General features: G+C 68.9%; 24 protein-coding genes and 1 tRNA gene. 4 read left to right on the top strand and 21 right to left on the bottom strand.

Going from position 1 to position 25,477, the window contains the following annotated elements; translation table 11 throughout:
• Positions 1 to 134: 134 nt before the first annotated feature.
• The 7 genes from ASF43_RS15295 to ASF43_RS15265 form a co-directional block, all read right to left on the bottom strand.
• Positions 135 to 1,871, bottom strand: a complete 1,737-nt coding sequence (locus ASF43_RS15295) for an alkaline phosphatase (RefSeq protein ID WP_056182629.1) — start codon at positions 1,869 to 1,871, stop codon at positions 135 to 137.
• 157 nt (positions 1,872 to 2,028) lie between these two features.
• Positions 2,029 to 2,748, bottom strand: coding sequence for an ABC transporter ATP-binding protein (locus tag ASF43_RS15290; RefSeq protein WP_056182626.1), 720 nt, complete (start codon positions 2,746 to 2,748; stop codon positions 2,029 to 2,031).
• Positions 2,741 to 3,502, bottom strand: coding sequence for an ABC transporter ATP-binding protein (locus tag ASF43_RS15285; protein ID WP_056182623.1), 762 nt, complete (start codon positions 3,500 to 3,502; stop codon positions 2,741 to 2,743). The genes ASF43_RS15290 and ASF43_RS15285 overlap by 8 nt, the downstream gene beginning before the upstream one ends.
• Positions 3,499 to 4,464: a branched-chain amino acid ABC transporter permease gene (locus ASF43_RS15280; protein ID WP_056182620.1), complete on the bottom strand. Its 966-nt coding sequence runs from the start codon at positions 4,462 to 4,464 to the stop codon at positions 3,499 to 3,501. Before ASF43_RS15280 ends, ASF43_RS15285 begins: the two co-directional genes overlap by 4 nt.
• Complete coding sequence (locus ASF43_RS15275; RefSeq protein ID WP_056182619.1) at positions 4,464 to 5,336, bottom strand: branched-chain amino acid ABC transporter permease; 873 nt, start codon at positions 5,334 to 5,336, stop codon at positions 4,464 to 4,466. The genes ASF43_RS15280 and ASF43_RS15275 overlap by 1 nt, the downstream gene beginning before the upstream one ends.
• A 123-nt stretch (positions 5,337 to 5,459) precedes the next feature.
• Entirely contained in the window at positions 5,460 to 6,635 is a 1,176-nt protein-coding gene (locus ASF43_RS15270) for an ABC transporter substrate-binding protein (protein WP_056183447.1), read from the bottom strand.
• A gap of 156 nt (positions 6,636 to 6,791) precedes the next feature.
• Positions 6,792 to 7,559: a GntR family transcriptional regulator gene (locus ASF43_RS15265; RefSeq protein ID WP_082497872.1), complete on the bottom strand. Its 768-nt coding sequence runs from the start codon at positions 7,557 to 7,559 to the stop codon at positions 6,792 to 6,794.
• 98 nt (positions 7,560 to 7,657) lie between these two features.
• Between ASF43_RS15265 and ASF43_RS15260 the strand changes: the two genes are divergently transcribed.
• Both ASF43_RS15260 and ASF43_RS15255 read left to right on the top strand, forming a co-directional pair.
• Positions 7,658 to 8,710 (top strand): aromatic ring-hydroxylating dioxygenase subunit alpha, encoded by a 1,053-nt coding sequence (locus ASF43_RS15260; protein WP_056182612.1) that lies wholly within the window; start codon positions 7,658 to 7,660, stop codon positions 8,708 to 8,710.
• Between the two features lie 2 nt (positions 8,711 to 8,712).
• A complete protein-coding gene (locus tag ASF43_RS15255; RefSeq protein WP_369803279.1) occupies positions 8,713 to 9,669 on the top strand; it encodes a 2Fe-2S iron-sulfur cluster-binding protein in 957 nt (318 codons plus the stop codon).
• 91 nt (positions 9,670 to 9,760) lie between these two features.
• On the opposite strand, the gene ASF43_RS15250 is transcribed toward ASF43_RS15255, so the two are convergent.
• The 5 genes from ASF43_RS15250 to dusA all read right to left on the bottom strand — a co-directional run bounded on the left by ASF43_RS15250 (position 9,761) and on the right by dusA (position 15,344).
• Positions 9,761 to 10,162: a Zn-ribbon domain-containing OB-fold protein gene (locus ASF43_RS15250; RefSeq protein ID WP_056182607.1), complete on the bottom strand. Its 402-nt coding sequence runs from the start codon at positions 10,160 to 10,162 to the stop codon at positions 9,761 to 9,763.
• An 89-nt stretch (positions 10,163 to 10,251) separates the two neighbouring features.
• Positions 10,252 to 11,418 (bottom strand): thiolase domain-containing protein, encoded by a 1,167-nt coding sequence (locus ASF43_RS15245; RefSeq protein ID WP_056182604.1) that lies wholly within the window; start codon positions 11,416 to 11,418, stop codon positions 10,252 to 10,254.
• A gap of 83 nt (positions 11,419 to 11,501) precedes the next feature.
• Complete coding sequence (locus ASF43_RS15240) at positions 11,502 to 13,253, bottom strand: dipeptidase (protein ID WP_056182601.1); 1,752 nt, start codon at positions 13,251 to 13,253, stop codon at positions 11,502 to 11,504.
• 74 nt (positions 13,254 to 13,327) lie between these two features.
• Positions 13,328 to 14,269: a 2-hydroxyacid dehydrogenase gene (locus tag ASF43_RS15235; RefSeq protein WP_056182598.1), complete on the bottom strand. Its 942-nt coding sequence runs from the start codon at positions 14,267 to 14,269 to the stop codon at positions 13,328 to 13,330.
• Between the two features lie 64 nt (positions 14,270 to 14,333).
• The gene (gene dusA, locus ASF43_RS15230; RefSeq protein ID WP_056182595.1) at positions 14,334 to 15,344 is read right to left on the bottom strand and encodes a tRNA dihydrouridine(20/20a) synthase DusA; all 1,011 of its coding nucleotides are present in this window, start codon (positions 15,342 to 15,344) and stop codon (positions 14,334 to 14,336) included.
• 299 nt (positions 15,345 to 15,643) lie between these two features.
• Between dusA and ASF43_RS15225 the strand changes: the two genes are divergently transcribed.
• Positions 15,644 to 16,033, top strand: coding sequence for a hypothetical protein (locus ASF43_RS15225; protein WP_056182592.1), 390 nt, complete (start codon positions 15,644 to 15,646; stop codon positions 16,031 to 16,033).
• 39 nt (positions 16,034 to 16,072) lie between these two features.
• Here the strand turns inward: ASF43_RS15225 and ASF43_RS15220 are convergent, their stop codons facing one another.
• The 5 genes from ASF43_RS15220 to ASF43_RS15200 are packed head-to-tail and all read right to left on the bottom strand — an operon-like array spanning position 16,073 to position 20,857.
• Positions 16,073 to 17,362: an FAD/NAD(P)-binding oxidoreductase gene (locus ASF43_RS15220; protein ID WP_056182589.1), complete on the bottom strand. Its 1,290-nt coding sequence runs from the start codon at positions 17,360 to 17,362 to the stop codon at positions 16,073 to 16,075.
• Positions 17,359 to 17,628, bottom strand: a complete 270-nt coding sequence (locus ASF43_RS15215) for a (2Fe-2S)-binding protein (RefSeq protein WP_056182587.1) — start codon at positions 17,626 to 17,628, stop codon at positions 17,359 to 17,361. The genes ASF43_RS15220 and ASF43_RS15215 overlap by 4 nt, the downstream gene beginning before the upstream one ends.
• Positions 17,625 to 18,725, bottom strand: a complete 1,101-nt coding sequence (locus tag ASF43_RS15210) for an FAD-binding oxidoreductase (RefSeq protein WP_056182584.1) — start codon at positions 18,723 to 18,725, stop codon at positions 17,625 to 17,627. Before ASF43_RS15210 ends, ASF43_RS15215 begins: the two co-directional genes overlap by 4 nt.
• A gap of 43 nt (positions 18,726 to 18,768) precedes the next feature.
• Positions 18,769 to 19,704 carry a 4-hydroxyproline epimerase gene (locus ASF43_RS15205; protein WP_056182582.1) on the bottom strand — a complete coding sequence of 312 codons (936 nt, stop codon included), beginning with the start codon at positions 19,702 to 19,704 and terminating at the stop codon, positions 18,769 to 18,771.
• A 19-nt stretch (positions 19,705 to 19,723) separates the two neighbouring features.
• On the bottom strand, positions 19,724 to 20,857 hold the full coding sequence (locus ASF43_RS15200; RefSeq protein ID WP_056182579.1) for a branched-chain amino acid ABC transporter substrate-binding protein: 1,134 nt from the start codon (positions 20,855 to 20,857) through the stop codon (positions 19,724 to 19,726).
• 303 nt (positions 20,858 to 21,160) lie between these two features.
• Here ASF43_RS15200 and ASF43_RS15195 point away from each other — a divergent pair, with 303 nt between their 5' ends.
• On the top strand, positions 21,161 to 21,925 hold the full coding sequence (locus tag ASF43_RS15195) for an SDR family oxidoreductase (protein WP_056182576.1): 765 nt from the start codon (positions 21,161 to 21,163) through the stop codon (positions 21,923 to 21,925).
• Between the two features lie 94 nt (positions 21,926 to 22,019).
• Here ASF43_RS15195 and ASF43_RS15190 read toward each other — a convergent pair.
• The 4 genes from ASF43_RS15190 to pheT form a co-directional block, all read right to left on the bottom strand.
• Positions 22,020 to 22,096 (bottom strand) — tRNA-Pro (locus ASF43_RS15190).
• A gap of 24 nt (positions 22,097 to 22,120) precedes the next feature.
• A complete protein-coding gene (locus ASF43_RS15185) occupies positions 22,121 to 22,582 on the bottom strand; it encodes a MerR family transcriptional regulator (RefSeq protein ID WP_056182573.1) in 462 nt (153 codons plus the stop codon).
• A 104-nt stretch (positions 22,583 to 22,686) separates the two neighbouring features.
• Entirely contained in the window at positions 22,687 to 23,049 is a 363-nt protein-coding gene (locus ASF43_RS15180) for an integration host factor subunit alpha (RefSeq protein ID WP_056182571.1), read from the bottom strand.
• Positions 23,046 to 25,472: a phenylalanine--tRNA ligase subunit beta gene (gene pheT, locus ASF43_RS15175; protein WP_056182569.1), complete on the bottom strand. Its 2,427-nt coding sequence runs from the start codon at positions 25,470 to 25,472 to the stop codon at positions 23,046 to 23,048. The genes ASF43_RS15180 and pheT overlap by 4 nt, the downstream gene beginning before the upstream one ends.
• Between the last annotated feature and the right edge of the window lie 5 nt (positions 25,473 to 25,477).

Below are 25,477 nucleotides of genomic sequence, written 5' to 3'. Positions count from 1 at the left end.
CCGTCTCCTTGCGCCAAGCCCGGGGATTGTGGCGCACGCAACTGCGCCGAACTGTGCCGCGCGGGCGCCGCGCCGCAGTGCAATGCCACGCGCAGGCCTGCCCGACGACTGGCGCAGGGCCGGCCTGCGCGCCCTCAGGCGTCGAGGATCTTTCTGTTGCTGCCGCCTGGCAGCGTGCGCAGCGTCTTGACCGTCCGCGCCTGGTAGTCACGGCTCCAGACGGTGTCGATCTGCACCCATTCGCCGCGTGCCTCGCTGGGCGTGAGCGTGAGCACCACATAGCCACGGTGGCTGCATTCCGCATAGCGCAGGTCAGGGACCATGTCGGGAAACGCGTCCTCGAGCACGGCGCTGGAGATCAGCGGCAGCACGCGCTCGAAGCCGGGCGAGCTGACCGACGCGGTGGCGAACTCCACGCCCACCGGGCTGCCGGCGGCATCCGTCAGGTCGCTGGCCCAGGCGTTGTGCGTGTCGCCGGCCAGCGAGATCAGGTTCTTGTCCAGGCTGCGTGCCGTGGCCAGCACCGATTCGCGCGCCGCGGGGTAGCCGTCCCACGCGTCCAGGTTGTACGGCGCGCGGCGCTGGTCCACCAGCGCGCGCTGCGCATCGCTGCGCAGCGGTTCCGGCGTGGACTTCGCCAGCGTGTATTCGGCCAGGGTCTCCAGGGTGAACGACGAGGCGATCGACAGGGGGATCTCCATCCGCGCCATCAAGACCTGCTGCCCCAGCACCTGCCAGGTGGCCGTCGAAGCGGTCATCTGCGCAGTCAGCCATGCCGACTGCTCCAGGCCCAGCAGTTGCCGCCCCTCGCCCAGGCCCACGCCTTCCAGGTAATCGGGCAGCTTGAGCTGCTCGTCGCGCCCGATCAGGCGCGTGTCGAGCATGTGCAGCGACGCCAGCGTGCCGAAGTCGAAGCTGCGGTAAATCTTCAAGGGGTTGGCCGCATCGGGCACGCGGACCGGCAGCCACTCCTGCCAGGCCTGCACCGCAGCGGCACGGCGCGCCGCAAAGCTCCCCTCGCTGGACGCATCGTGGTTGCCTGCGCCGCCCGACCACGTGTTGTCGGCCACGTCGTGGTCGTCCCACACGGCGATCAGCGGCATGGCCGCATGCAGCGCGCGCAGGTCGGGATCGCTCTTGTACTGCGCATGGCGCTGCCGGTAGTCGGCCAGGGTGAGGATCTCCTGCCGCGGGCTGGACTCCCGGTCGGTGATGAACGCCGTCTGCGAGGCATAGCCCAGCAGGCCGTACTCGTAGATGTAGTCGCCCAGGTGCAATGCCGCGTCGATGTCGCCGCGCTTGGCGACGTCTGCGTAGACATTGAAGTAGCCGGCAGGGAAGTTGGCGCACGACAGCACGGCCAGCTTGACCTGGCTGACGCTGCCGGTGGGCAGCGTCTTGGTGCGGCCGATGGCCGAGCGCTCCGCCCCATAGGTGAACCGGTAGTGGTACACGGTGGCTGGCAGCAGCCCGGCCACATCGACCTTGACGGTGTAATCCTGCGCGGGCCCGGTCGTCGCGGTACCGCGGCCCAGGATGGCGCCGAAGCTGGCGTCACTCGCCACTTCCCAACCCACGGAGAAGTTGCCGGGAGCGCTGGGCGTGACGCGCGTCCACAGGATCACGCGGTCGGACAGCGGGTCGCCGCTGGCCACTCCGTGCACGAAGGCTTCGCTCGCCGTTTCCGAGGGTGGCGGGGCGTCGCCCGCGTCGTCGCCGCCACCGCCGCCGCATGCCGACAAGGCGCCACCGGCGCCGACCGCCATGGCCAGGCGCATGGCGCCGCGCATGAAACGTCTGCGCGACAGCTCGGCCTCGGGTGTGAGATCGGAAGGAGAGGCAAGGCTGCCCGCAGGCTTGTGGTCGTTCATCGATGTCGTTCTTGGTAAGGTGCGGCGGGGTGCCGTCGGGCCGACGAGAGCGTTGCCGCGGCGGTCTTTTTGCGCTGCCGGCCTGCAGGCTGAAGCGGCGTCGGCAGACGCTGACACGCGCACGGGCAACGGCTGCGCCAGCGCGCACCTCACCCGGTCAGCGCACCACGCCCAGCAGCTGGTCCAGCACGGCCGGCTGTGCCCGCAGCTCGGGCGCCGTGCCGCTGTGCACCACCGTCCCACGGTCGAGCACGGCCGCCAGGTCGGAGATGGCCAGGATGGCCTGAGGATGCTGCTCCACGATGATGGCCGACAGGCCCTCCTCGCGGGTCACGCGGCGGATGGCCCTCAGCAGCTCCTCCACGATGATGGGCGCCAGGCCCTCCAGCGGCTCGTCGAGCAGCAAGAGGCGCGGGTTCAGCACCAGCGCGCGGCCTACCGCGAGCATCTGCTGCTCGCCCCCCGACAACTGCGTGCCCAGGTTGGTCTTGCGCTCGGCCAGGCGCGGGAACATCTGGTAGACGCGCTCGGGCGTCCAGGCCGGCTTGCCGGCGCGCGCCGGCCGGGCCACGGCCGTGAGGTTCTCGTGCACGGTGAGCGACTTGAAAATGTTGCGCTCCTGCGGCACCCAGCCGATACCCGCGCCGGCGCGCTCGTGCGCGGGCAGCTTGTGCAATGTGATACCGCCGAGCTGGATGCTGCCGCCATGCTGGCGCGTGGCGCCGGCCAGCGTGTTCATGAGCGTGGTCTTGCCGGTGCCGTTGCGGCCCAGCAGGGCCAGCGTCTGGCCTTCGGGCAAGGACAGGTTCACGCCGTTCAGCACGACCGCTTCGCCGTAGCCGGCGCTCAGGTTCTCGACCGTCAACAGCTCAGCCATGTGCTTCTTCTCCATGCCCCAGGTAGACGGCCTTGACCTGCGGATCGCGGGCGATCTCGTCCGGCGTGCCCTCGGTCAGCAGCGCACCGTTCACCAGCACGGTGATGCGTTTGGCGAAGTCGAACACCAGGTCCATGTCGTGCTCGATCAGCAGCACCGACACATCGGCCGGCAGCGCGGCTACCGTCTGCAGCAGCTCCTCGCGCTCGCCGGGCGGCACGCCGGCCACGGGCTCGTCCAGCAGCAGCACGCGCGGCTCGCAGGCCAGTGCGATGGCGATCTCCAGCAGGCGGCGCTTGCCGTAGGGCAGATGCTCGGTGCGCTGGCGCATCACGTCGGTCAGGTGGAACTGCTCGAGCAACTGGTCGCAGCGCTCGGCCACGCCACCCTGCGCGCCCAGGCGCTGCCACCAGCGTGCGCCCAGGCCGCGCTGCTGCGAAACCACCAGCGCCAGCGTCTCCAGCGGCGTCATGCTGTTGAACAGCTGGTTGATCTGGAAGGTGCGCACCATGCCGCGGCACACACGCTGGTGCGGCGCCAGGCGCGTGATGTCTTCGCCCTGCAACACGATGCGGCCCTCGGAGGGCTCCAGCATGCCGGTGAGCAGGTTGATGAGCGTGGTCTTGCCGGCCCCGTTGGGGCCGATCAGCGCGTGGCGCGCGCCATGCGCCAGGTTCAGCGTGACGTTGCTCGTGGCCGTGATGCCGCCGAAGCGCTTGACCAGGTTCTGCGCGGAGAGCACGACCTTGGTCATGGTGCGCTCCTCTTGCCGAACCAGGTCCAGGGCTTGAGCAGCCGCTCGCGCCCCACCAGCACCAGCACCACGAGGAACAGGCCGAGCCAGAACGTCCAGTACTGCGGCGTGATGGACGACAGCAGGTCGTGCATGAGCTTGAAGACGATGGCCCCCGCCACGCCGCCATACAGCCAGCCCGTGCCGCCGATGATGAGGATCAGCATCACGTCAGCCGAGCGGTGGAACTCGAACACGTCGAGCGAGGCGAATCCTGTCGTCTGCGCCAGCAGCGCACCCGCCGCTCCGGCCAGCGCCGCGGCGATGGTGTAGGCCACGGCGATGCGCGAAGTGACGGGGATGCCGATGGCGCCCGCGCGCTGACGGTTGTCGCGAATCGCCTTGAAGGTAGCGCCCAGCGGCGAAAACACGAGGCGGCGCGCGAGCAGGAAGCACAGGAACAGCACGGCGAGCGAATACCACGCGGCCGTCTGCCCGTACAGGTCGAACTCGAAGCGGCCCAGCAGCGGGCCCATCATCACGCCCTGCAGGCCATCGGCGCCGCCCGTCAGCCAGTCGAGCTTGTTGGCCAGCTCCATGAGGATCAGGCCCACGCCCAGCGTGACCATGAGCCGCGTGAGGTCGGTGCCGCGCATCACGGTCAGGGAGGCGATGGCGCCCACCAAGGTGGCGGCGGCGGTGCCCACGGCCAGGCCCACCAGCGGGTCGGGCATCACATGCTTGGCGAACAGCGCCGCCGCATACGCACCCATGCCGAAGAACGCCGCGTGGCCCAGCGACACGATGCCGGTGTAGCCCAGCACCAGGTCGAGCGAAATGGCGAACAGCGCCACGATGGCGATCTCGTTGGCGATCAGCGCATGGCCGGGCAGCAGCCAGGGCACGGCGAAGGCCGCGAGCCAGAGCACGGGCTCCCATGGCTTCCAGCGGCTGAGGTTGAGGATCGAAGCGCGCGTGTCCATCACTTTCCGCCTTTCCGCACGAACAAGCCCTGCGGCCGCCAGATCAGGATCACGATCATGAGGCTGTAGACGATGAAGGCCCCCATCTTGGGGATGTAGTACTTGCCCGCCACGTCGGCCACGCCCAGCAGCAGCGCGGCCAGCAGCGGCCCGGTGATGGACGAGGTGCCACCCACGGCCACGACGATCAAAAAGTACACCATGAACTTGAGCGGGAACTGCGGGTCCAGCCCCAGCACCTCGGCCCCCAGCGCACCGCCCAGGCCCGCCAGGCCCGAGCCCACGGCGAAGGTCGACAGGAACACCACGTTCACATTGATGCCCAGCCCGGCGGCCACGCGCTGGTCGTCCACGCTCGCGCGCAGCCGGCTGCCGAAGCGTGTGCGCGCCAGGATGAACTGCAGCGCCAGCGTGAGCGCGGCGCACACGGCGATGATGAACAGCCGGTAGTGGCCCATGCCCAGCGTCCAGGCGCCGCTGCCGATCTCGGTGCGGCCCTTGAGCCATTCGGGCAGCTGCATGTTCTGCTGCGTGGAGCCGACGAAGTAGTCCACCGCGGCCACGGCCATGAACACCAGGCCGATGGAGAACAGCACCTGGTCCAGGTGCGGGCGGTGGTACAGCGGGCGGTACAGCGTGCGCTCGAGTACCGCGCCCAGCAGCGCCGAGACCACGAAGGCCATGGGTAGCGCGGCGAGGAAGGGCCAGTCGGCACGCTGCATCAACAGCACCGTGGTGTAGCCGCCCACCATGGCGAAGGCGCCGTGCGCCAGGTTGATGAAGTTCATCAACCCCATGGTCACGGCCAGGCCCACGGCCAGGATAAACAGCAGCATGCCGTAGGCGATGCCGTCGAAGAGGATGGTGAGCATGGGTAGTGCGTTGGTCTTGGCTCCCTCTCCCTTTGCGGGGAGAGGGTTGGGGTGAGGGCTGCGCGCGTCCGCAGAGACCCCTCACCCTGCCCTCTCCCCCGCGGGGGAGAGGGTTCTGTCAGGTCACTTGGTTTTGCCAGGATCCTTCACGTCCTTGATCACATCGAACTCCACGTTGTATAGCTGCCCGTCCTTGCGCTCCACCTTGCGCAGGTAGACGTTCTGCACGATGTCGCGCGTCTGCGCGTCGATGAACACCGGGCCGCGCGGGCTCTCGAAGATCTGGCCCTTCATCGCGGCCAGCAGCGCGTCGCCACCGCCCTGGCCCTTGCTGGCCTTGAGCGCCTCGTAGATCACGCGCATGCCGTCGTAGCCGCCCACGGCCATGAAGTTGGGGCGCAGGTTCTTGTTGGCCTTCTGGAAGGCGTCGACGAACTTCTTGTTGAGCTCGGACGGGTGCGCGGCCGAATAGTGGTGCGATGTGACCACGCCCAGCGCGCCGTCGCCCATGTCGTTGAGCTGGTCGTCGTCGGTCACGTCGCCCGTGGCGATGAGCTTGATGCCGGCCTTGTCCATGCCGCGCTCGACGAACTGCTTCATCACGGCCGCGCCCGCGCCCGAGGGCACGAAGACGAACAGCGCGTCGGGCTTCAGGTCACGCACCTTCTGCAGGAAGGGCGCGAAGTCCGGGTTGCGCAGCGGCACGCGCAGCGACTCGGTGACCTTGCCGCCGTTGAACGTGAGGCGCTGGTTGAAGAACTTCTCGGCGTCGATGCCGGGGCCGTAGTCGGACACCAGCGTCACCACGGTCTTGATGCCGTTCTTGGGCGCCCAGTCGGCCAGCGCCACCGACACCTGCGGCAGCGTGAAGCTGGAGCGCACGATGTAGGGCGAGGCCTCGGTGATGCTGGACGTGGCCGCGGCCATCACCACCAGCGGCGTCTTGCTCTGCGTCGCGAGCGGCGCCACGGCCATGGCCGAGGGCGTGATGCCCATGCCGGCCAGCACGTTGACCTTGTCGTTCACGATCAGCTCCTGCGCCAGGCGGCGCGTCTGGTCCGGCAGGCTGGTGTCGTCCTTGACGATGAGCTGCACCTTCTTGCCGGCCACGGTGTCGCCGTGCTGCGCCATGTAGAGCCGCGCGGCGGCCTCGACCTGGCGGCCGGTGGTGGCCTGCTGGCCCGTCATGGGCAGCACCAGGCCGATCTTGAACACGTTGTCCTGTGCCAGCGCGGGCTGCCAGGCCGCCAGGGTGGCCAGTGCGGCCAGTGCGGCGCGTCGGGGAAGGGTGAAAGTCATGGGGATCATCTCCTAGGGTTGTGTTCTTTCGCTGGTGCACCGGCTGGTGGACCGCCGCAGGCGCGCCACTGTAATGCGGGTCGCACCCTGCGCCTATGCGTAGTTGGGCTTAGGCGCTCGCGCACTTCGGCATGGCGGTCGTTGGGGACGCCACGGTCATCCGCGGCCCCGGATCAGCCGCACGCCAGGCATGCGCTCGGCGTCCGGCGCGGCCATGGCCTCGCGCAGGTTGCGCTGCGCCAGCCGCGAGTGCTCGCGCATGATGGCCTCGGCCCGCGCGCCCTCGCGCTGCGCCATGGCATCGAGCACCTGGCGGTGCTGGTCCTGCGCCACGATCAGCATGTCGCGCGCCTGCGGCGAGTTGGCCTGCTGCACCACGAAGCCGGAGGGCGAGGCGAAAGGCAGGCGCACCACGCGCTCCAGCTCGCGCGCGATCACCTCGCTGCCGGCCAGCGCATGCAGCAGGTGGTGGAAGCGGCCGTTCCACTCCACATAGCGCTGGAAGGCCTCGTCGTCCAGCGCCGGCGCGCGCAGCAGTTCGTCGATGGGGGCGAGGCAGTCACGCGCCTGGGCGAGCAGATCCTCGGGCACGCCCCGCTCGGCTGCCAGCCGTGCGGCGAGGCCCTCCAGCGTGCCGCGCAGCTCGATGGCGTCGGCGACTTCGCGCTCGGAGAACACACGCACGGCATAGCCGCCGCCGGGCAGGCCCTGCAGCAGGCCCTCCTGCTCCAGCCGCATCAGCGCGGCGCGGATCGGCGTGCGCGAGACGCCCACCTTCTCGACGATCGCCAGCTCGGCGATGCGGCTGCCCGCGGGCAGCTCGCCCGCCAGAATCAGCTCGCGCAAGCGCAGCTGCGCCTTGACGGCCTGCGAGCCACCCGAGTCCAGCAATTCCAGTTCCTTGACCATGGTCGATGTATACATCAAACGGCCTGAATGGCGCAATCAGGGGCACTTCTGAGCCAAAAACACGGCCCTTGGTATACATTCAAGGCCAAAAGACACCCCACGGAGCCCCATCCATGTTCCCGCGCAACACCTGGTACGTCGCCTGCACGCCCGACGAAATCGACGAGAAACCCCTGGGCCGCCAGATCTGCGGCGAGCACATCGTGTTCTACCGGGCGGATGATGGACAGGTGGCCGCGCTGGAAGATTTCTGCCCGCACCGCGGCGCCCGCCTGTCGCTGGGCAGCGTGTGCGAAGGCAAGCTGGTCTGCGGCTACCACGGGCTCACGATGGGCTGCGACGGCAAGACCATCTCCATGCCCGGCCAGCGCGTGGGCGGCTTCCCCAAGATCCGCAGCTTCCCCGTGGTCGAGCGCTACGGCTTCATCTGGGTCTGGACGGGCGACGCGGCCCTGGCCGACCCGGCCGCCATCCACCACCTGGAATGGGCCGACAACCCCGAGTGGGCCTACGGCGGCGGCCTGTACCACGTCGATTGCGACTACCGGCTCATGGTCGACAACCTGATGGACCTCACGCACGAGACCTACGTGCACAGCACCAGCATCGGCCAGAAGGAGATCGACGAGACGCCCGTGTCCACCAAGACCGAAGGCGAGCAGGTCGTCACGCGCCGCACCATGGAGAACGTGATGGCCCCGCCCTTCTGGCGCGCCAACCTGCGCGGCAACCACCTGCCCGACGACCAGCCGGTGGACCGCTGGCAGGTGTGCCGCTTCACGCCGCCCGGCCACATCATGATCGAGGTGGGCGTGGCGCTGGCCGGCAAGGGCGGCATCGACGCGCCGGCCGACCAGAAGGTCTACAGCATCGTGGTGGACTTCCTCACGCCCGAGACCGAGACCTCGATGTGGTACTTCTGGGGCATGGCGCGCAACTTCAACGTGAAGGACAAGGCGCTCACGGCGCAGATCCGCGACGGCCAGGCCAAGGTGTTCGCCGAAGACACGGCCGTGCTGGAAGCGCAGCAGCGCAACCTGTCGCTGCACCCCACACGCAAGCTGCTGCTGCTCAACATCGACGCCGGCGGCGTGCAGTCGCGCAAGCTGCTGGACAAGATGCTGGCGGCCGAGCAGGCTGCGGCACCCGTGGCGCAGGCGGCATGACGATGGACACGATGGCCGTCAAGGTCGTGCGCAAGACCGTCGAAGCGCAGGACATCACCAGCTTCGAACTCGCCCGTGTGGACGGCGCGCCGCTGCCCGCGTTCAGTGCCGGCTCGCACATCGACGTGCACGTGCCGGGCAACATCACGCGCCAGTACTCGCTGTGCAACGACGACAACGAGTCGCACCGCTACCGCATCGCCGTGCTGCGCGACGCGGCCTCGCGCGGTGGCTCGCAGGGCATGCACGAGCAGGTCCACGCGGGCGACGTGCTGACCATCAGCACGCCGCGCAACCACTTTCCCCTGGCTCGCGCCGAACGCACGCTGCTGCTGGCAGGCGGCATCGGCGTGACGCCCTTGCTGTGCATGGCCCAGCGCCTCGCAGCCGTGGGCGCGGACTTCGAACTGCACTACTGCACGCGCTCGCCCGAGCGCACGGCGTTCCGTGAAGAGATCGCGGCCTCGCCCTTCGCCAACCGCGTGCACTTCCACTTCGATGACGGCGACGCCGCGCAAAAGCTCGACGCCGCCCGCCTGCTGGCCACGCCCGACGCCGGCACGCACGTCTACATCTGCGGCCCGACCGGCTTCATCGACCACGTGGTGCGCACCACCCAGGCCCAGGGCTGGGACAAGGACAACGTCCACCTCGAATACTTCGGCGCCGCCCCGCAGGACACGGCCAGCGACGGCTCTTTCGAAGTACGCATCGCCAGCAGCGGCAAGACCTACACCGTGCCCAAGGACCAGAGCGTGGTGCAGGCCCTGCTGCCGCACGGCATCGAGATCCTGACCTCATGCGAGCAAGGCGTATGCGGCACCTGCATCACGCGCGTGCTGGAGGGCGAGTGCGAGCACCGTGACCTGTATTTCACCGACGAGGAAAAGGCCGCCAACGACCAGTTCACCCCCTGCTGCTCACGCGCGAAAAGCGCGGTGTTGGTGCTGGATCTCTAGAGCGTCTAAGCCAACGCCAGCGCAGGGGCGCGTACACCGGGCGGCCGCGGCGGGTGCCCCAGGCCGGGCGCCCCCGCACGAGCCAGAGCCTTCAAGCAGGCCGAAACATCGGCAGCATCGCACCACCCTCGGCAGCCTTGAACACCACCTCCACCCGCTGCCCGATCGCCAACCCATCCAGGTCGCAATCCACAATGTTGGTCATCACCGTCACGCCCTCATCCAGCCGCACGTAAGCCATCGCAAACGGAACAAGCCCCACACGGCGGCACACCGTGAAGCTGTAGATCTCGCCCTTGCCCGCCGACGGCTTGAACACCGTGCGGTCCGACATGCAGAACGGGCACTGCGTGCGCGGATACCAGTGCGGCTTGCCGCATTCCTCGCAATGCTTCACCAGCAGCTGGCCCGCAGCGGTGCCAGCCCAGAACTCCGTGTTGTCGGGGTAGACCACGGGCGCCGGCCAGGCGCGGTCTTGTGCAAGCGTCGTCATGTCAGCAGCGCCCGCCCGTTCCGAAGCTGCTGACGCGCCCCCTGGGGGGGCAGCGATACGCGAAGCGATGAGCGTGGGGATTTCATTTCTCAGGCCCTTTCCATGATCAGCGTGGCACTGCCGTGGCGCGAGCCCAGCAGACCGCCCGTGCCCTGCGCGAGCGCCAGGCCGCAATTTTTCACCTGCACCGCAGGGTGCGCCTCGCCGCGCAACTGGCGCACGGCCTCGATCACCTTGGTGATGCCGCCACGGTTGGCGGGGTGGTTGTTGCACAGCCCGCCACCGTCGGTGTTGACGGGCAGCCTGCCGCTGCCCGAGATCAGGTTGCCATCGGCCACGAAACGCCCACCCTGCCCGCGCGCGCAAAAGCCCAGGTCTTCGAGCTGCATCAGCACCGTGATCGTGAAGCTGTCGTAGATCGAGGCGTACTGGATGTCGGCCGGCGCCACGCCCGCCTCTTCGAACGCGCGCGGGCCGGACCACACGGCGCCGGAGTACGACAGGTCGATGTTGCCGCCCTCCTGCCCCTTCAGCGCCTCGCCCGCGCCCAGCACGTTGACGATGGGGCGCTTCAAGCTGCGCGCGATCTCGGGCCGCGCGACGACCAGGGCACCGCCGCCGTCGCTGACCACGCAGCAATCGAGCTTGTGCAGCGGATCGGAAATCATGGGCGAGTGGATGACATCCTCCACCGTCACCACGTCGCGCAACATGGCATGCGGGTTGTGCTGCGCGTGGTGCGACATGGCGACCTTGATCCAGGCCAGCTGCTCGGGCGTCGTGCCCCAGTCGTGCATGTGGCGCATGGCGACCATGGCGTACATGTTGACCGTGACCGGGCCGAACGGCGCCTCGAAGGGCTGGTCCGGCAGGTTGGGCCCCCAGTTGCGCGGCTGCGTGCCGCTGGAGGCTTCCGAGCGCGGACGCCCGGCCAGCGTGATCAGCGCCACGTTGCACTTGCCGGCCGCAATCGCCTGCGCGGCATGGCCCACGTGCGCGAGGTAGGACGAGCCGCCCATGTCGGTCGAATCCACATGGCGCGGGTGCAGGCCGATGTGGTCGGCGATGTTCAGCGCGCCCAGGCCGGGCGCATCGCCGGCGCAGAAGTAGCCGTCCACGTCGGCCAGCGTGAGCCCCGCGTCCAGCAGCGCGCCGCGCGCGCATTCGGCGTGGAGCTGGGCCACGGTCTTGTCGGGCGCCTTGCGCGTCGGGTGCTCGTAGGCGCCGACGATGCAGGCCTTGCGTTGGATGCTCATGTCGCTTGGAACCTCCCTGTGATGGAAACCATGTTCGCAGCCGCACCCGCGCGCGGCCGTCCCGACCGTGACAAGCGCCGTCCTTACTGCATCTGCGGCAGGTTGCCGATGCGCACCAGCATCTCGGTGAACATCTGCATGTCGGCATCCAGATCGGCGACTTCCTTGAACTCCTTGGCGTTGTGCGCCGTGTACTTCTTGCCTGGCATCGCGGGGCCGAAGTTGATGGCGTTGGGCATCTGCTTGGCCGTGGTGCTGCCGGCGGTGGACACGGGCTCGGCCGGCAGGCCGGTGGTGTCGCCGAAGATGTTGAGCAGCGTGGCCAGCCAGGCGCCCTTGGGGTCGCGCGCCATCCAGTTGCCCTGCGTGTGGGCGACCTCCACCGGGATGCCGGCGGCCGCGCCCCAGGCTCGCACCCTGGCCTGCGTGGCCGCGCTCAGCGCCTCGGGCGTGTTGCCGCGCGGCATGCGCACGTTGGCCGTGATCTCCACCTTGCCGGCGTTTTCGCGGATCAGCGTGGGCGATGCGGTCAGCGGGCCCATGAAGGCGTCCGCGTAGGCCAGGCCCATGGCATTGCCCAGGTAGTCCAGCCCGAACAGGTCGACGACGTAGCGCGTGAGCTGGGCGTAGCCGTTGTCGGTCAGCGGCAGGCCTGCACTCTGCAGGAACAGCGCGAGACGCGGCACCGGGTTCACGCCCTCCTCGGGCCGCGAGCCGTGGGCCGAGGAGCCGGTGACCTTCACGTCCACGCCCGCCGCGCCGTTGGCCACGTCGATCGTGAAGGGGCCGCCCTGCGCGCTGTGCTGGCGCACGAACGCGTCCTTGGCAGCGTTGAGCCGCGCAGCCAGTGCCGCGGGGTCTGCCGCCTGCAGCCGCGCCGTGGCCGTCTGGGGGATCGCATTGGCAGAGGCTGCGCCCGTCATCGCGCCGATGGTCACGGCACCGGGCGCCGCGGCCGAACGCGGCGCCAGCATGAAGGCCGCGCGCAGCGCGCCCGTGCCCTTCTCGGCCACGACGGCGGGGTACTTGCTGTCCAGCACGATGTTGTAGGCCGGCAGCGTGGTCTGCTGCTGGTAGTAGCGGATCGCATCGCCGCCCGTCTCCTCGGTGGTGTCGATCATGAGGCGGATCGTGCGGTCCAGCGGCAGGCCGCTGTCCTTCACGGCCTTCATGGCGTAGAGCACGGTGGCGATCGAGCCCTTGTCGTCAATGCTGCCGCGCCCGTACAGCAGGCCGCCCACGCGCGTGAGCTTGAACGGGTCGAGTTTGGTGCCGTCGTCCAGCACCCATTCGCTGGCGACGGCGGGCACCACGTCGCCGTGGGTCAGGATACCGAACTCGTCCTTGCCCGTGCCGGGCAGCTTGACCTCGAACACGCGGTTGTCGACGTTGCGGTACTGCAGGCCGAAGTCCCTGGCCATGCCGGCGACCAATCGGCCCAGCGCGATGATGTTCGCATCCTCATGCGGCGGGCCGCTGCCGCGCACGGTGGGGAGCGCCACCATCTTCGCGGTGGCGTCGATCACGCCGGCCTGATTGGACAGCCGGTTGTGCAGGCCGAGCAGCCGGCTCAGGGTGGCGAGCTCGTCGCCGGCCAGGGGCTGCCTGGCCTTGTAGCGCTGCACCAGCGGCGCCAGCGTGGGCCGCTGCAGGGCGGCATGGTCGAGGAAGGCGCTGAAGCTGCCGGGCGCGCGGCCTTGCAGGCTGGCGGCGAGCTGGTCGAGCTCGGCCTTCTTGAGCGTGGTGGCCGAGGGCGCGCCACCGGTGCTGGCGCAACCGGCCAGCGCAACCAGAGCGGCGGCCGCGAGCGCGCCGGGGAATTTGTTGTTGGGCATCTGCGGGATCTCCTGAAGGGCAATGCAATGCGGGCGCCGAGCGCCCGCTTCCCGCAGCTTAGCCGGTCACAGGCTCAGGGCACGGCGACCGCGACCTTGCCCGTCTCGAAGAAGCTCGCCAGGTTGGCCAGCACCTGGTCGGCCATGGCCTTGCGCGTCTCGTGGGTGGCGCTGGCCAGGTGCGGGTACAGCACGGCGTTCTCGCAGGCGATCAGGCGCTCGGGCACACGGGGCTCGTCCTGGTAGACGTCCAGGCCGGCGCCGCCGATGGTCTTGTTCTCCAGCGCTTCGATCAGGGCCTCTTCGTCGATCACCGAGCCGCGCGCGATGTTGACGATGAAGCTCTTGGGGCCCAGCGCGGCCAGGATCTCGCGCGACACCAGATGCTTGGTATCGGCACCGCCGGCCGCGGCGATCACGAGGAAGTCGGCCCAGCGCGCCAGGCCTTCCAGCGAGGCCTCGTACCCGTAGGGGCTGCCTTCGACCGGGCGGCGGTTGTGGTAGCGCACCTCCATGTCGAAGCCGCTGGCGCGGCGCGCGATCACGTTGCCGATGCGCCCCAGGCCCAGGATGCCCAGCTTCTTGCCGCTGATGCGCGTGGCCAGCGGGAACGGGGCCTTGAGCCAGTCGCCGCGGCGCAGGTAGCGGTCGGACGCGGTGAACCCGCGGCCCACGTCCATCACCAGCGAGAAAGCGGTGTCGGCCACGCAGTCGTTCAGCACGTCGGGCGTGTAGCCCACGGGAATGCCGCGCGCGCGGGCGGCCGGCAGGTCGACCTTGTCAAAGCCCACGCCGAAGCTGGAGATCACCTTGAGGTTCGTCAGCGCCGCAATGGTGTCGCCATCGATGCCCAGGCCGGCGTTGGTCACCGCGCCACTGAAGCTTGCGCCCTCGCGCGCGAGGAAGGCCTTGGGGTCCGCTTCGTTGGCCAGCAGGTGCACGTCATAACGCTGCGCCAGGGTCTGCTCGAGGTAGGGAAGGAGTCGGCCGAGTTGGAGGATGCGAGGTTGGGTCATGGTGCGAAGGTTGGATGGAACGAAGGACGGCGGAGCGCCATCGATTGTGAACGGCGTGGCCGCCTCAGAGCGCAACGGCGGTTTCGTTCGCGTGCGCGAGCGCGGCCACCTCGGCCGCCGGCAGGCTCTTCATGCGGTGGTCGCTCCACACCTGGCGCCAGCGCCGCGCGCCAGGCAGGCCATGGCGCAGGCCCATCATGTGGCGCGCGATCGCATGCCAGTGCGTGCCGTGCTCGCGCGCCTCGCGCTCCATGTAGCGCAGCATCTGCTCCTCGACGGATTCGCGCGTGCGCGCTGGCTCTTCGGGCAGGCCGAAGAAGGCGCTGTCCCATTCGGCCAGCCACCAGGGGTTGTGGTAGGCCTCGCGGCCCAGCATGGCGCCGTCCAGCAATGCGAGTTGCTCGCCCACTTGTGCCGTGGTCTTCAGGCCTCCGTTGATCACAATCTGCAGGTGCGGGAAGTCGCGCTTGAGCTGGTGCACGAGCGCGTAGCGCAGCGGCGGGATCTCGCGGTTCTCCTTGGGCGACAGGCCCTTGAGCCAGGCATTGCGCGCATGCACGATGAAAGTGTTGCAGCCGGCCTGGCTGACGGTGCCGACGAAGTCGCGCACGAAGCCGTAGTCTTCGCCACGGTCGATGCCGATGCGGTGCTTGACGGTGACCGGCACGCTGACCGCGTCGACCATGGCCTTGACACCGTCGGCCACCAGGTGCGGCTCGGCCATCAGGCAGGCGCCGAACGCGCCACGCTGCACGCGCTCGGACGGGCAGCCGCAGTTCAAATTGATCTCGTCGTAGCCCCACGCCTCGCCCAGCCTGGCGCAATGGGCCAGGTCGCCGGGCTCGCTGCCGCCCAGCTGCAGGGCCACGGGATGCTCGGTGTCATCGAAGCGCAGGTGCCGCGCCACGTCGCCATGCAGCAGCGCGCCGGTGGTCACCATCTCGGTGTACAGGCGGGCGCGGCGCGACAGCAGACGGTGGAAGTAGCGGCAGTGGCGGTCACTCCAGTCCAGCATCGGTGCGACGCTGACGTGGAGCTCTGCACTTACCACAGCGGATTGACTTTTTTCAGCCATCAGGGGTCCAGGAGCGAGCGAATTACGTGCATTTTCTCAGTTAGCGCGTGCAAGCTTTGCACATGCCTCTTTCGCAGGCATCGTGACGCAGGCCGCGCCCAGCAACGATCCCCGCAGATGCCCCCTGGGTTTTCCCCAAAGTTGTCCCCAAGGGGCAGGGAGAACTCGGCGTGCCGGCGCAACCTGGCGCCTCACTCCCCGTGGGACGCGGCGCACACGCGGTCGGCACGAACGCCGGCCGACTCAAAGCAGCCAACGGCATAAGGTCTGGTCTCCCGTCATCGATCCAGGAGCACCACATGCCACACCACTCTCTCAAGCTCATCGTCATCGCCGCTGCGCTCGCCGCCGGCTCGGTCGCGATGGCGCAGGACAACACACCCCCACGCGAGCAGCGCATGAACGAGGCACTGCAGACCTACCGCGACGGCACGGCGCGCAACCCGCAGCCCGGCCCGGCGGCACGTGCCGAGGAATCGATGAAGCGCGGCGCGCGCCATGCCGGTGACTCGGTGCGCCATGGCGCCCACCGCACCGGTGAGGCCGTCAAGCACGGTGCGCAGCGCACCGGCCAGGCCATCAAGCACGGCGCGCAGAAGGCAGGCGATGCCGTCGGCACGGGCATGGAAAAGACCGGTGACGCCGTCCGCCGCGGCGGTGAAAAGCTCAAGGACAAGAGCGCAGGCTGATCCCACCCGCTCCTCCCAAGGCTGCTTCGGCAGCCTTTTTCAGTTTTCAGCCGCGTCCGCCGCCAGCGCCGCCAACGTTTCGATGCGCACGGGCGACAGCGGCGGCCGGGGCGTCGTCGGTGTCCAGCCGAACAGCTGCTGCGTGGCTGCGCCACAGATGCGGCCCTGGCACGCGCCCATGCCACAGCGCGTGTGCAGCTTGGCATCGACCCACCCAGCGCGCCCGACCAATGCGCTGCACGGCACGTCTTCGCAACGGCAGACCAGTGTGTCGGGCGCCGTCAATTGCCGGACTCCCGGCGCTAGCGCGAAATGCCGCTGCACCAGCGCGGCGAACCGATCCCAGCGCGCCAAGGGTCTGCGCAAGGCCGCCGCCTGCGCTGCCTGGCCGACCGCGGCATGGCCCGCCATCGCGCCTTGCAGCAACGCGCGCTCGCTGCCCCCGATGCCCGTACATTCGCCGGCGGCGTACACGTTTGCCACGCTGGTGGCCTGCCCTGCGTCGATGGCCAGGGCCAGGCTGCCGTCGCGCGCCGCGACCTCGCAGCCCAGCAGCCAGCCCAGTTCCGTATTCGGCACCAGGCCGAACCCGCAGGCCAGGCGATCGCACGCGATGTCTTCCACCCTGCGCTGGCCACGGTGCAGCCATACCGTCCGTACGCCGCCATCGCCCTGCGCAGACAGCACGTGGCTGCCAGCGCGGTACGCGGCATGGCCGAGCGCCAGGGCCTGCGCTGCCTTGGCCGGCCAGCGGCCCAGCTGCGCGGCGAAGCGTGCCACGTTGCGCCACGCAGCCTGCTCGGCAATGCGCACGACCGTCGCGCCTGCCTGGGTCGCCGTGGCCGCCGCGGCCAGCAACAGCGGGCCGCTGCCGGCGATCACGATGCGCTCGCCGGCCACGGGCATGCCGCCCTTGATAAGGGCCTGCAGGCCGCCGGCACCGGTCACGCCGGGCAGGGTCCAACCCGGGAACGGCAGCAGCAGCTCGCGTGCGCCGGTGCACAGGATCAGCGTGTCCCAGCGCAGCAGCCAGCCGCGCTGCGCGTCTTCGAGCAACAGCTGCCGCGGCCCCGGCGCGGCCACCACGCGCGTGCCGCTGCACACCCGCACGTTGGCGCACGCGGCGACGGCATCACGCAGGCGACGGGCTGCGGGCGCCAGGGCCACGCCCGGCCCGTCGCGCCAGATCTGCCCGCCGGGGGCGATGTTGTCGTCGATGACAACGATGGACGCGCCGCTGGCCGCCGCCGCCTGGGCCGCCGCCAGGCCCGCAGGGCCTGCCCCAACGATCACCAGGTCGCAGGATTCGCTTGCGGGCGGGGGCGTCATGGGCTGCCCCCTGCGCGCGGCTCGAGGCCGGTCTGCACCACCATGCCGTCCTGGCACAGCGTCTGGCAGGCCAGCACGCGGCGCTGGTGCACCAACACACGGCACTCGTGGCAGACGCCCATGCCGCACAGCGGTGCGCGGGGCGCGCCGCCGACGGCCTGACGCGTGTGCCCTGTGCCTGCATGGCGCAGCGCAGCCGCGACGGTGATGCCGGCCGGCACCTGCACGGCCGTGCCGTCGACGGTCAGGTTCAGATGCGTCGTCATGCGGCCTGCAGCAGGCGCGCCGGCAGATACGGCGCAGGGTCGATGGGCGGCGCACGGCCCAGCAGCTGGGCGGCGATCAGTTCGGCGCTGCCGGGTGCGGTGGTCACCCCCAGACCCTCGTGCCCGAGCGCCAGCCACAGGCCTGGCTGCGTGGGATGCGGGCCCAACAGCGGCAGGCCGTCCGGTGTCGCGGCGCGGAACCCGGTCCAGCTGCGGATCGCCTGGAGCTGGCCCAGCGCCGGCAGGTACTCCACGGCACGGCGCAGCATGCGCGCCAGCATGGCTGGCTCGACCTGCGGGTCCACCGTGTCGAACTGGCGCGACGAGCCGACCAGCAGCTGCCCGGTTGGCCGGGGCTGCACGTTGAAGGCGACCGAGTCCCCTTCGCTGTGGTGCGCGCTGGTCACATAGCCCAGCTCCACGAGCTGGTGCCGCACCGTGCCGGGGTAGCGGTCGGTGATCAGCAGATGGCCTTTCTTGGGGCGCAGCGGCAGTCCAGGGCACAGCGCCGTGGCGCCGAGTCCGCTGGCCAGCACCACCTGCGGTGCACGGCGCAGGCCGCCGTCGGACAGGCGCAAGGCCGTGCCCTCGATCGCGACGACGCGGGCCTGCTCCACGCGCACGCGGGCGCCACCGCGCGACAGCAGCCATTCGGCGGCAGCCGGCGCGTAGACCACGCCGTCGCTGGCCACTTCCAGTGCGCCGGCCAGGCCCGGCCGCAACGCCGGTTCCGCCGCGTGCAGCGCCGGCGCATCGCGCCATTGGCTGGCCACACCGGCCGCCTGCAGGCGCTGCTGCTTGTGCTGCGCCTCGTCCATCTCGGCGTCGTTGGCGGCGATCCACAAGGTGCCGCAAGGGTGGTGGTCGCAGGCCGTGGACATCTGGGGCGCCAGTTCGCGCCAGAGCGCCAGCGAGGCACCGCTCAGCGCCAGTTCAGCCGGGTTGTCGTCCATCACGACCAGGTGGCCCATGCCGGCACCTGTGGCGCCGCCGCGCCGGTCGTCCAGCACCAGCACGTCCAGGCCGGCCTGCGCCAGCGCGTGGGCGCAGGCGGCACCGACGATGCCGGCGCCGATGACCAGCACGTCGGCGTCCATGGTCACGGGTGCACGCCCAGGCCCGCACGTGAGCGCGTGACACTCAAAGCCGGATGCCCCAGGCGAACGGGTCATCGGCCTCGATCAGCAGCGTGGCCTCGGCACTCATGTGCGCGCGCCCGCGGATCGTGGGGATCACCTGGCCTGCCTCGCCGGGCTCGAAGCTGGCCTCGAACTGGCTGCCGATCACACTGGCCTGGCGCCAGACCTGGCCGGGCTGCAGTTTGCCGTCGGCCGCCAGGCAGGCGACCTTGGCGCTGGTGCCCGTGCCGCAGGGCGAGCGGTCGTAGGCATTACCGGGGCACAGCACGAAATTGCGGCTGTCGGCCACGGCATCGTCGGCGAAGAGCTCGATGTGGTCGATCTCGGCACCATCGGCGCCGGTCACGCCCTGCGCGGCCAGCGCCAGGCGCACGGCACCGGTGTAGGCGGTGAGCGCGGGCAGGTTGCCGCCGTCCACGCGCTGGCCATGCTCGCCGATCAGGAAGAACCAGTTGCCGCCCCAGGCCACATCCCCCAGCACGCGGCCATGGCCCGGCACATCGACCGCCACTTGCCGGTGCAGGCGATACGCCGGCACGTTGCGCACGCTGACCGCGCCGTCCTCGTGCAGTGTGGCCTGGACCGTGCCCACGGGCGTCTCGACGCGGTGCGTGCCGGCGGCAATGCGGCCCATGTAGGCCAGCGTGGCGACCAGGCCGATGGTGCCGTGGCCGCACATGCCCAGGTAGCCGGTGTTGTTGAAGAAGATCACCCCGGCCGCCGCATCGGCGGCCTGCGGCTCGCACAGCAGGGCGCCGACGACGACATCGCTGCCGCGCGGCTCCAGCACGGTGGCGGCGCGCCAGGCATCGTGCTGGGCAGCCAGCACGGCGCGGCGCTCGGCCATGCTGCCGCGGCCCAGGTCGGGAAAGCCGGCGACCACGAGCCGCGTGGGCTCGCCGCCGGTGTGCGAATCGATGACCTGGATGCGCTGCATGCTGCGGCTCCCTGCCTGCTCAGTAGCTGGCCAGCGGCGTCAGCGTGGCGTTCTTGAAGGTCGACACCGTGACGGGGGCCTTTTGCATGTTGCCCTGCGCGTCGTACGCATAGGTCGCGGCCACGCCGGTGTAGTTGGACTTGTGGATCTGGGCGCCGACCTTGGTGGAGTCGGTCGACGCAGCCTTCTGCATGGCGTCGCCGATCAGCATGACCTGGTCGTAGTACGCGGCTGCATAGGCGTCCGGGTCCTGGTTGAAGCGGGCCTTGTACTTGGCCTTGAATGCCGCTGCGGGACTGCCTTCCTTAGCCATGGCGCCGGCCTGCGCACAGAACACCGTGTCGTTCACGGCGTCGCCGCCGATCTTGCCCATCTCGGGGCTGCACAACGTGTCGCCGCCCAACAGCTTGGCATTGAAGGCCAGGCGCTTCATCTGCTGCGTCATGGGCGCGGCCTGGGGCGCGTAGCCGCCATAGAAGATGGCCTCGGGCGCCTTGCCCTTCAGGTTGGTCAGGATGGCCGAGAAGTCGGTGGCCTTGTCGGTCGTGAACTCCTTGCCCACGATGGTCAGGCCCTGCTTGGTGGCCTCCTTGACGAACTCGTCCGCCACGCCCTGGCCGAAGGCCGTCCGGTCGTCGATCACACCGACCTTCTTGACCTTGAGCACCTGGGCCGCGTAGACCGCCATGGACGAGCCGATCTGGTTGTCGCTGGCGATGATGCGGAACAGGTTCTTGAAGCCGCCCTGCGTGACCTTGGGATTGGTACCGACCGTGGACATCACCACATCGCCACTGTCGTAGATGCGCGAGGCCGGGATCGCGACGCCCGAGCAGTACGGGCCCATCACGTACTTGATGTTGCTGTCCACCATCTTCTGCGCGACGCTGACGCCCTGCTTGGGGTCGCACTGGTCGTCTTCGGACACAACCTCGAACTTCAGCGTCTTGCCACCGACCACGATCTTCTTGGCGTTCAGGTCTTCCGTGGCCAGGCGCACGCCGTTCTCGTTGTCCTTGCCGGCATAGGCATTGGCGCCGGACAGCGGGCCGCTGTGGCCGATCTTGATGACCTGCTCCTGCGCGCTGGCCTGGCCGGCGAGCATCAGGGCCGCAAGGCCCAGCAAGGTGGCGGTTCCAAGTTCTGACTTCATGAGGGTTCTCCTGGAGGAAACGGGGGAAGAAAGCCCTGCAGGCCGACGGCCGCGCTGACGGCTGCAAGACGCATGGTGGAACGCAGGTGCCGGCATCTTAGTCCGCAAACCGCGCCCATCCACCGGGCGACTGTGCCTCCTGGCCTGCGCACGAAATGAACACCAACACCACAAGATCTTGCATGGAGCGCGATCGAATGCGCGTGCCTGGCCAGCGCGATGCGGGGTCCACCTGCTATCGTGCGCGGCGCCCGGCGCCAGCACCGGCGCCGGATTCGCACACAACATCCAAAGGAGACTTCCATGTCCTTGTTCTCGCTGGCCGGCAAAGTGGCCATCATCACGGGCTCTTCGCGCGGCATTGGCCGGGCCATCGCGCAACGCATGGCCGAACACGGTGCAAGGGTCGTGATCTCGTCGCGCAAGCCCGAGCCCTGCGCCGAGGTCCGCGACGCGATCAACCGTCAGCATGGCGAGGGCGCGGCGATCGCGATCCCGGCCAACATCTCGTCCAAGGACGAATTGCAGCACCTGGTGGCCGAGACCACGCGGCAGCTGGGCCGCGTCGACATCGTGGTCTGCAACGCGGCGTCGAACCCGTACTATGGCCCGCTGGCGGGCATCGCGGACGAGCAATTCCGCAAGATCCTGGAGAACAACGTGATCGCCAACCACTGGCTGATCAACTTCGCCGCGCCGCAGATGATCGAGCGCAGGGACGGCGCCATCATCATCGTGTCATCCATCGGCGGTCTGCGCGGCTCGCCCGTGATCGGCGCCTACAACGTGTCCAAGGCGGCTGACTTCCAGCTCGCGCGCAACCTGGCCGTCGAATACGGGCCGCACAACATCCGCGTGAACTGCATCGCCCCGGGCCTGATCAAGACCGACTTCGCGCGTGCGCTCTGGGAAGACGCCGACAACCTGAAGCGCCGCACCGAAACGACACCCCTGCGCCGCATCGGTGAGCCCGACGAGATCGCCGGCGCCGCCGTGTTCCTGGCCTCGCAGGCTGGCGCCTTCATGACCGGCCAAAGCCTGGTGATCGACGGAGGCGTGACCTGTTGAAACCGGGCTCGGCCCAGCGCCTGCGCTTGCAGCCTCGCCAACGAAAAACGGGTCAGGACTTGTGGTCCTGACCCGTTGATCTGCTTCTTGTTTTTGGTCGGTGTGAAAGGATTCGAACCTTCGACCCCTTGCACCCCATGCAAGTGCGCTACCAGGCTGCGCCACACACCGAAGCCCGCAATTATAGCGTGCGGTTTACGCGTTATCGGAAAGTAGCAAACGAATTGCGTGGAGCTCGCGCCGGACATGCACCAGCTTCTGCGCCGCGCTGGCATCGTCGTCGCCGATCAGCATGTGTTCGAACTCGTCGAAGGCGATGTCCTCGTGGTCATCAATGGCCTCGATGGCATCGACGCCATCCAACATGACCTCACCATTGCGGCGCTTGTCACGCTCGATCTGTACCAGTTCCTGCAGCTTGTTGCGCGCACCGCTGATCGTGAAACCCTGGTCGTACAGCAAGTCGCGGATCCGGCGGATCATCAGCACTTCGTGGTGCTGGTAGTAGCGCCGGTTGCCGCGGCGCTTCATGGGGCGCAGCTGTGTGAACTCCTGCTCCCAATACCGCAACACATGCGGCTTCACACCGCACAGGTCGCCGACTTCACCGATGGTGAAGTAGCGCTTGGCGGGGATCGAAGGGAGGGAATTTCCCATGGGGGTCGGGAGTGGGCTGCGAAAGGGTCCGGCAGGTTACCCCAAGAGCCTCAATGCGCCAAGCCAACACCGCCCGCCGCGGGCTGCTTTTTCAAGCCGCAAACTCAGCCCTGGATCTGCTCTTTGAGCTTGTGGCTGGCGTGAAAGGTCACGACACGGCGGGCCTTGATCGGGATCGACTCGCCCGTGCGCGGATTGCGCCCCGGGCGTGGCGCCTTCACGCGAATCTGGAAGTTGCCGAAGCTGGAGATCTTGACGTCCGTCCCGTCCACGAGGCTGGTCGTGATCAGGTCGAAGAAGGCATCGATCATGTCCTTGGACTCACGCTTGTTGAGCCCGATCTGCTCGAACAGCAGATCGGCCAGTTGCGCTTTGGTCAACGCCGGGGTCTCCAAGCTTTCCACTGCAATCTTCACCGCGTTCCTCCGTCCATCGCTACGTTGTACTGTCGCCCCCGCGGGCGTCATGCGCGCAGGCGCGCCCCCACTCGTGCCGTCAGCTGCGCGAGGATGGCTTGCACCGCCGCCGCGATCTGCTCTTCCGTGAGTGTCGCATCGTCGGCATTGAGCAGCAGGCGCACCGCCAGACTTTTCTCGTCCGATGCCAGTGCGGCACTGGGTGCAGCGCCGGGCTTGGAACGGTACACGTCGAACAGCACGGCATCGCGCAGCACGCCACCGGTGTCGGCCGCGTGGATCGCACTCATCAGCGCGTCGTGCGCGACGGACTCCTTGACCACGACGGCGATGTCGCGCTCCACGCCCTGGAAGCGCGGTATGGGCTGAGCCTGGGGCACCGGCCGTGCCAGCACAGCGTCCAGATCGAGTTCGAACAGCACGGGTGCCTGCGGCAGCTCCCAGCTCTGGCGCCAGCGCGGATGCAGTTCGCCGATGACGCCGATGGCACGTCCGTCCAGCACGACGCGCGCAGCGCGGCCGGGGTGCAAAGCCGGGTGTTCGACGGGTTCGAAGCTCGCCTGCAGAGGCGCGAGCAGCGCCTCGACATCGCCCTTGACGTCGAAGAAATCGGCGCGCTGGCCCTTGTGCGACCAGTTCAAGTCGTCGGCATCGCCGAACGCCAGGCCGCCCACGCGCATCGGCTGATGAATGCCCTTGACGGTGGCGTCGGTCGCGGCCACTGCTTCGTCGCGCAGAAAGACTCGTCCGATCTCGAACACACGCACGCGCGGCGCGCGGCGGTCGAGGTTGAACTTGAGCACCTGCAACAGAGAGCCGATCAACGAAGAGCGCATGACGCTCATCTGGCTCGCGATGGGATTGAGCAGCGTGATCGGGTTCGCGTTGCCGTGCAGCGCATGCTCCCACTGCGCCTGGACGAAGCTGAAGTTGATGGTTTCCTGGTAGCCCAGCGCAGCGATGCGGTGGCACACAGCAAAACGGCTGCGCTGCGCTTCGGGCCGCAGGCGCGCCGCCACGGGCGCCAGCGCCGGCGTGGTCGGCAACTGCTGGTAGCCGATCAGACGCGCGATCTCTTCGATCAGGTCTTCCTCGATCAGCAGGTCGAACCGGTGCGCGGGCGGCGTGACGGTCAGCACGCCTTCGCCTTCTTGCACCGGGAAGTCCAGACGGCGCAGGGCAGCGGCGCATGAGGCCTGCGTCAACGGCATGCCGATGACGCGCGCGGCACGTGCCACACGCAGCGTGACCGGCTTGCGCTCCGGCAACTGCAGTGTCTGGTCGTCGATCGGGCCGGCTGCGCCGCCGCAGATGTCCAGCACCAATTTCGTGATGCGTTCGATGATCTCGACGGTGCGGCTGGGGTCCACGCCACGCTCGTAGCGGTGGCCGGCATCGGTGGAGAAATTGAAGCGGCGCGAGCGGCCCTGGATGGACTCGGGCCACCAGAAGGCAGCCTCGATGTAGATGTTGCGCGTGGCGTCGGACACGGCCGTGGCGTCACCGCCCATGATGCCGGCGAGCGATTCGACATGCTGCGCATCGGCAATGACGCCGACCTTGGCGTCCACCGTGACGGTGTTGCCGTTCAGCAGCTTGAGCTGCTCGCCCTCGCGGCCCCAGCGCACGACCAGGCCGCCGTGGATCTTGTCCAGGTCGAAGATGTGCGAGGGTTGGCCGTATTCGAACATCACGTAGTTGGAGATGTCGACCAGCGGCGTCACGCTGCGCTGGCCGCATCGCGCCAGGCGCTCCACCATCCAGGCCGGCGTAGCCACCTGGGTGTTCACACCGCGCACGATGCGACCGGAGAAGCGCCCGCACAGGTCGGGCGCTTCGACCGTCACCGGCAAGCGATCCGTCAGGCTGGGCGTGACGGCAGCGATTGCCGGCATGGCCAAGGGCGCGCCCGTCAGCGCCGACAGCTCGCGCGCCACACCGAACACGCTCAGGCCATGGGCCAGGTTGGGCGTGAGCTTGAGTGTCAGCAGCGCGTCGTCCAGCGCAAGCCAAGTGCGGATGTCCGTGCCCACCGGTGCATCGGCCGCCAGCTCCAGCAGCCCGCCGTGGTCCTCGCTGAGCTTGAGCTCGCGTGCCGAGCACAGCATGCCCTGGCTCTCGACGCCGCGTAGTTTGCCGAGCTTGATCCTGAACGGCTGGCCGTCCTCGCCGGGCGGCAATTCGGCGCCCACCAACGCACACGGAACCTTGATGCCCACCCGCGCGTTCGGCGCGCCGCACACGATGTTCAGCAAGGCGCCCTGCCCGGCATCGACTTGGCAGACGCGCAGGCGGTCGGCATTGGGATGCTGCACGGCCTCCTTGATCTCGCCGACGACGATCTTGGAAAACGGCGGCGCGACGGGGCGCCGCTCTTCGACTTCCAGGCCACCCATGGTCAGGGTCTCGGCCAATTCAGTGCTGCTGAGCGGCGGGTTGCAGAAGCTGCGCAACCAGGACTCGGGGAATTGCATCTCTT

Origin of the sequence: Pseudorhodoferax sp. Leaf267 (genome assembly GCF_001422405.1) — a bacterium.
Lineage (GTDB): Bacteria > Pseudomonadota > Gammaproteobacteria > Burkholderiales > Burkholderiaceae_C > Pseudorhodoferax.
Note: the sequence above shows the minus strand (reverse complement) of the source record. Positions and strands in the feature narration are given on the sequence as shown.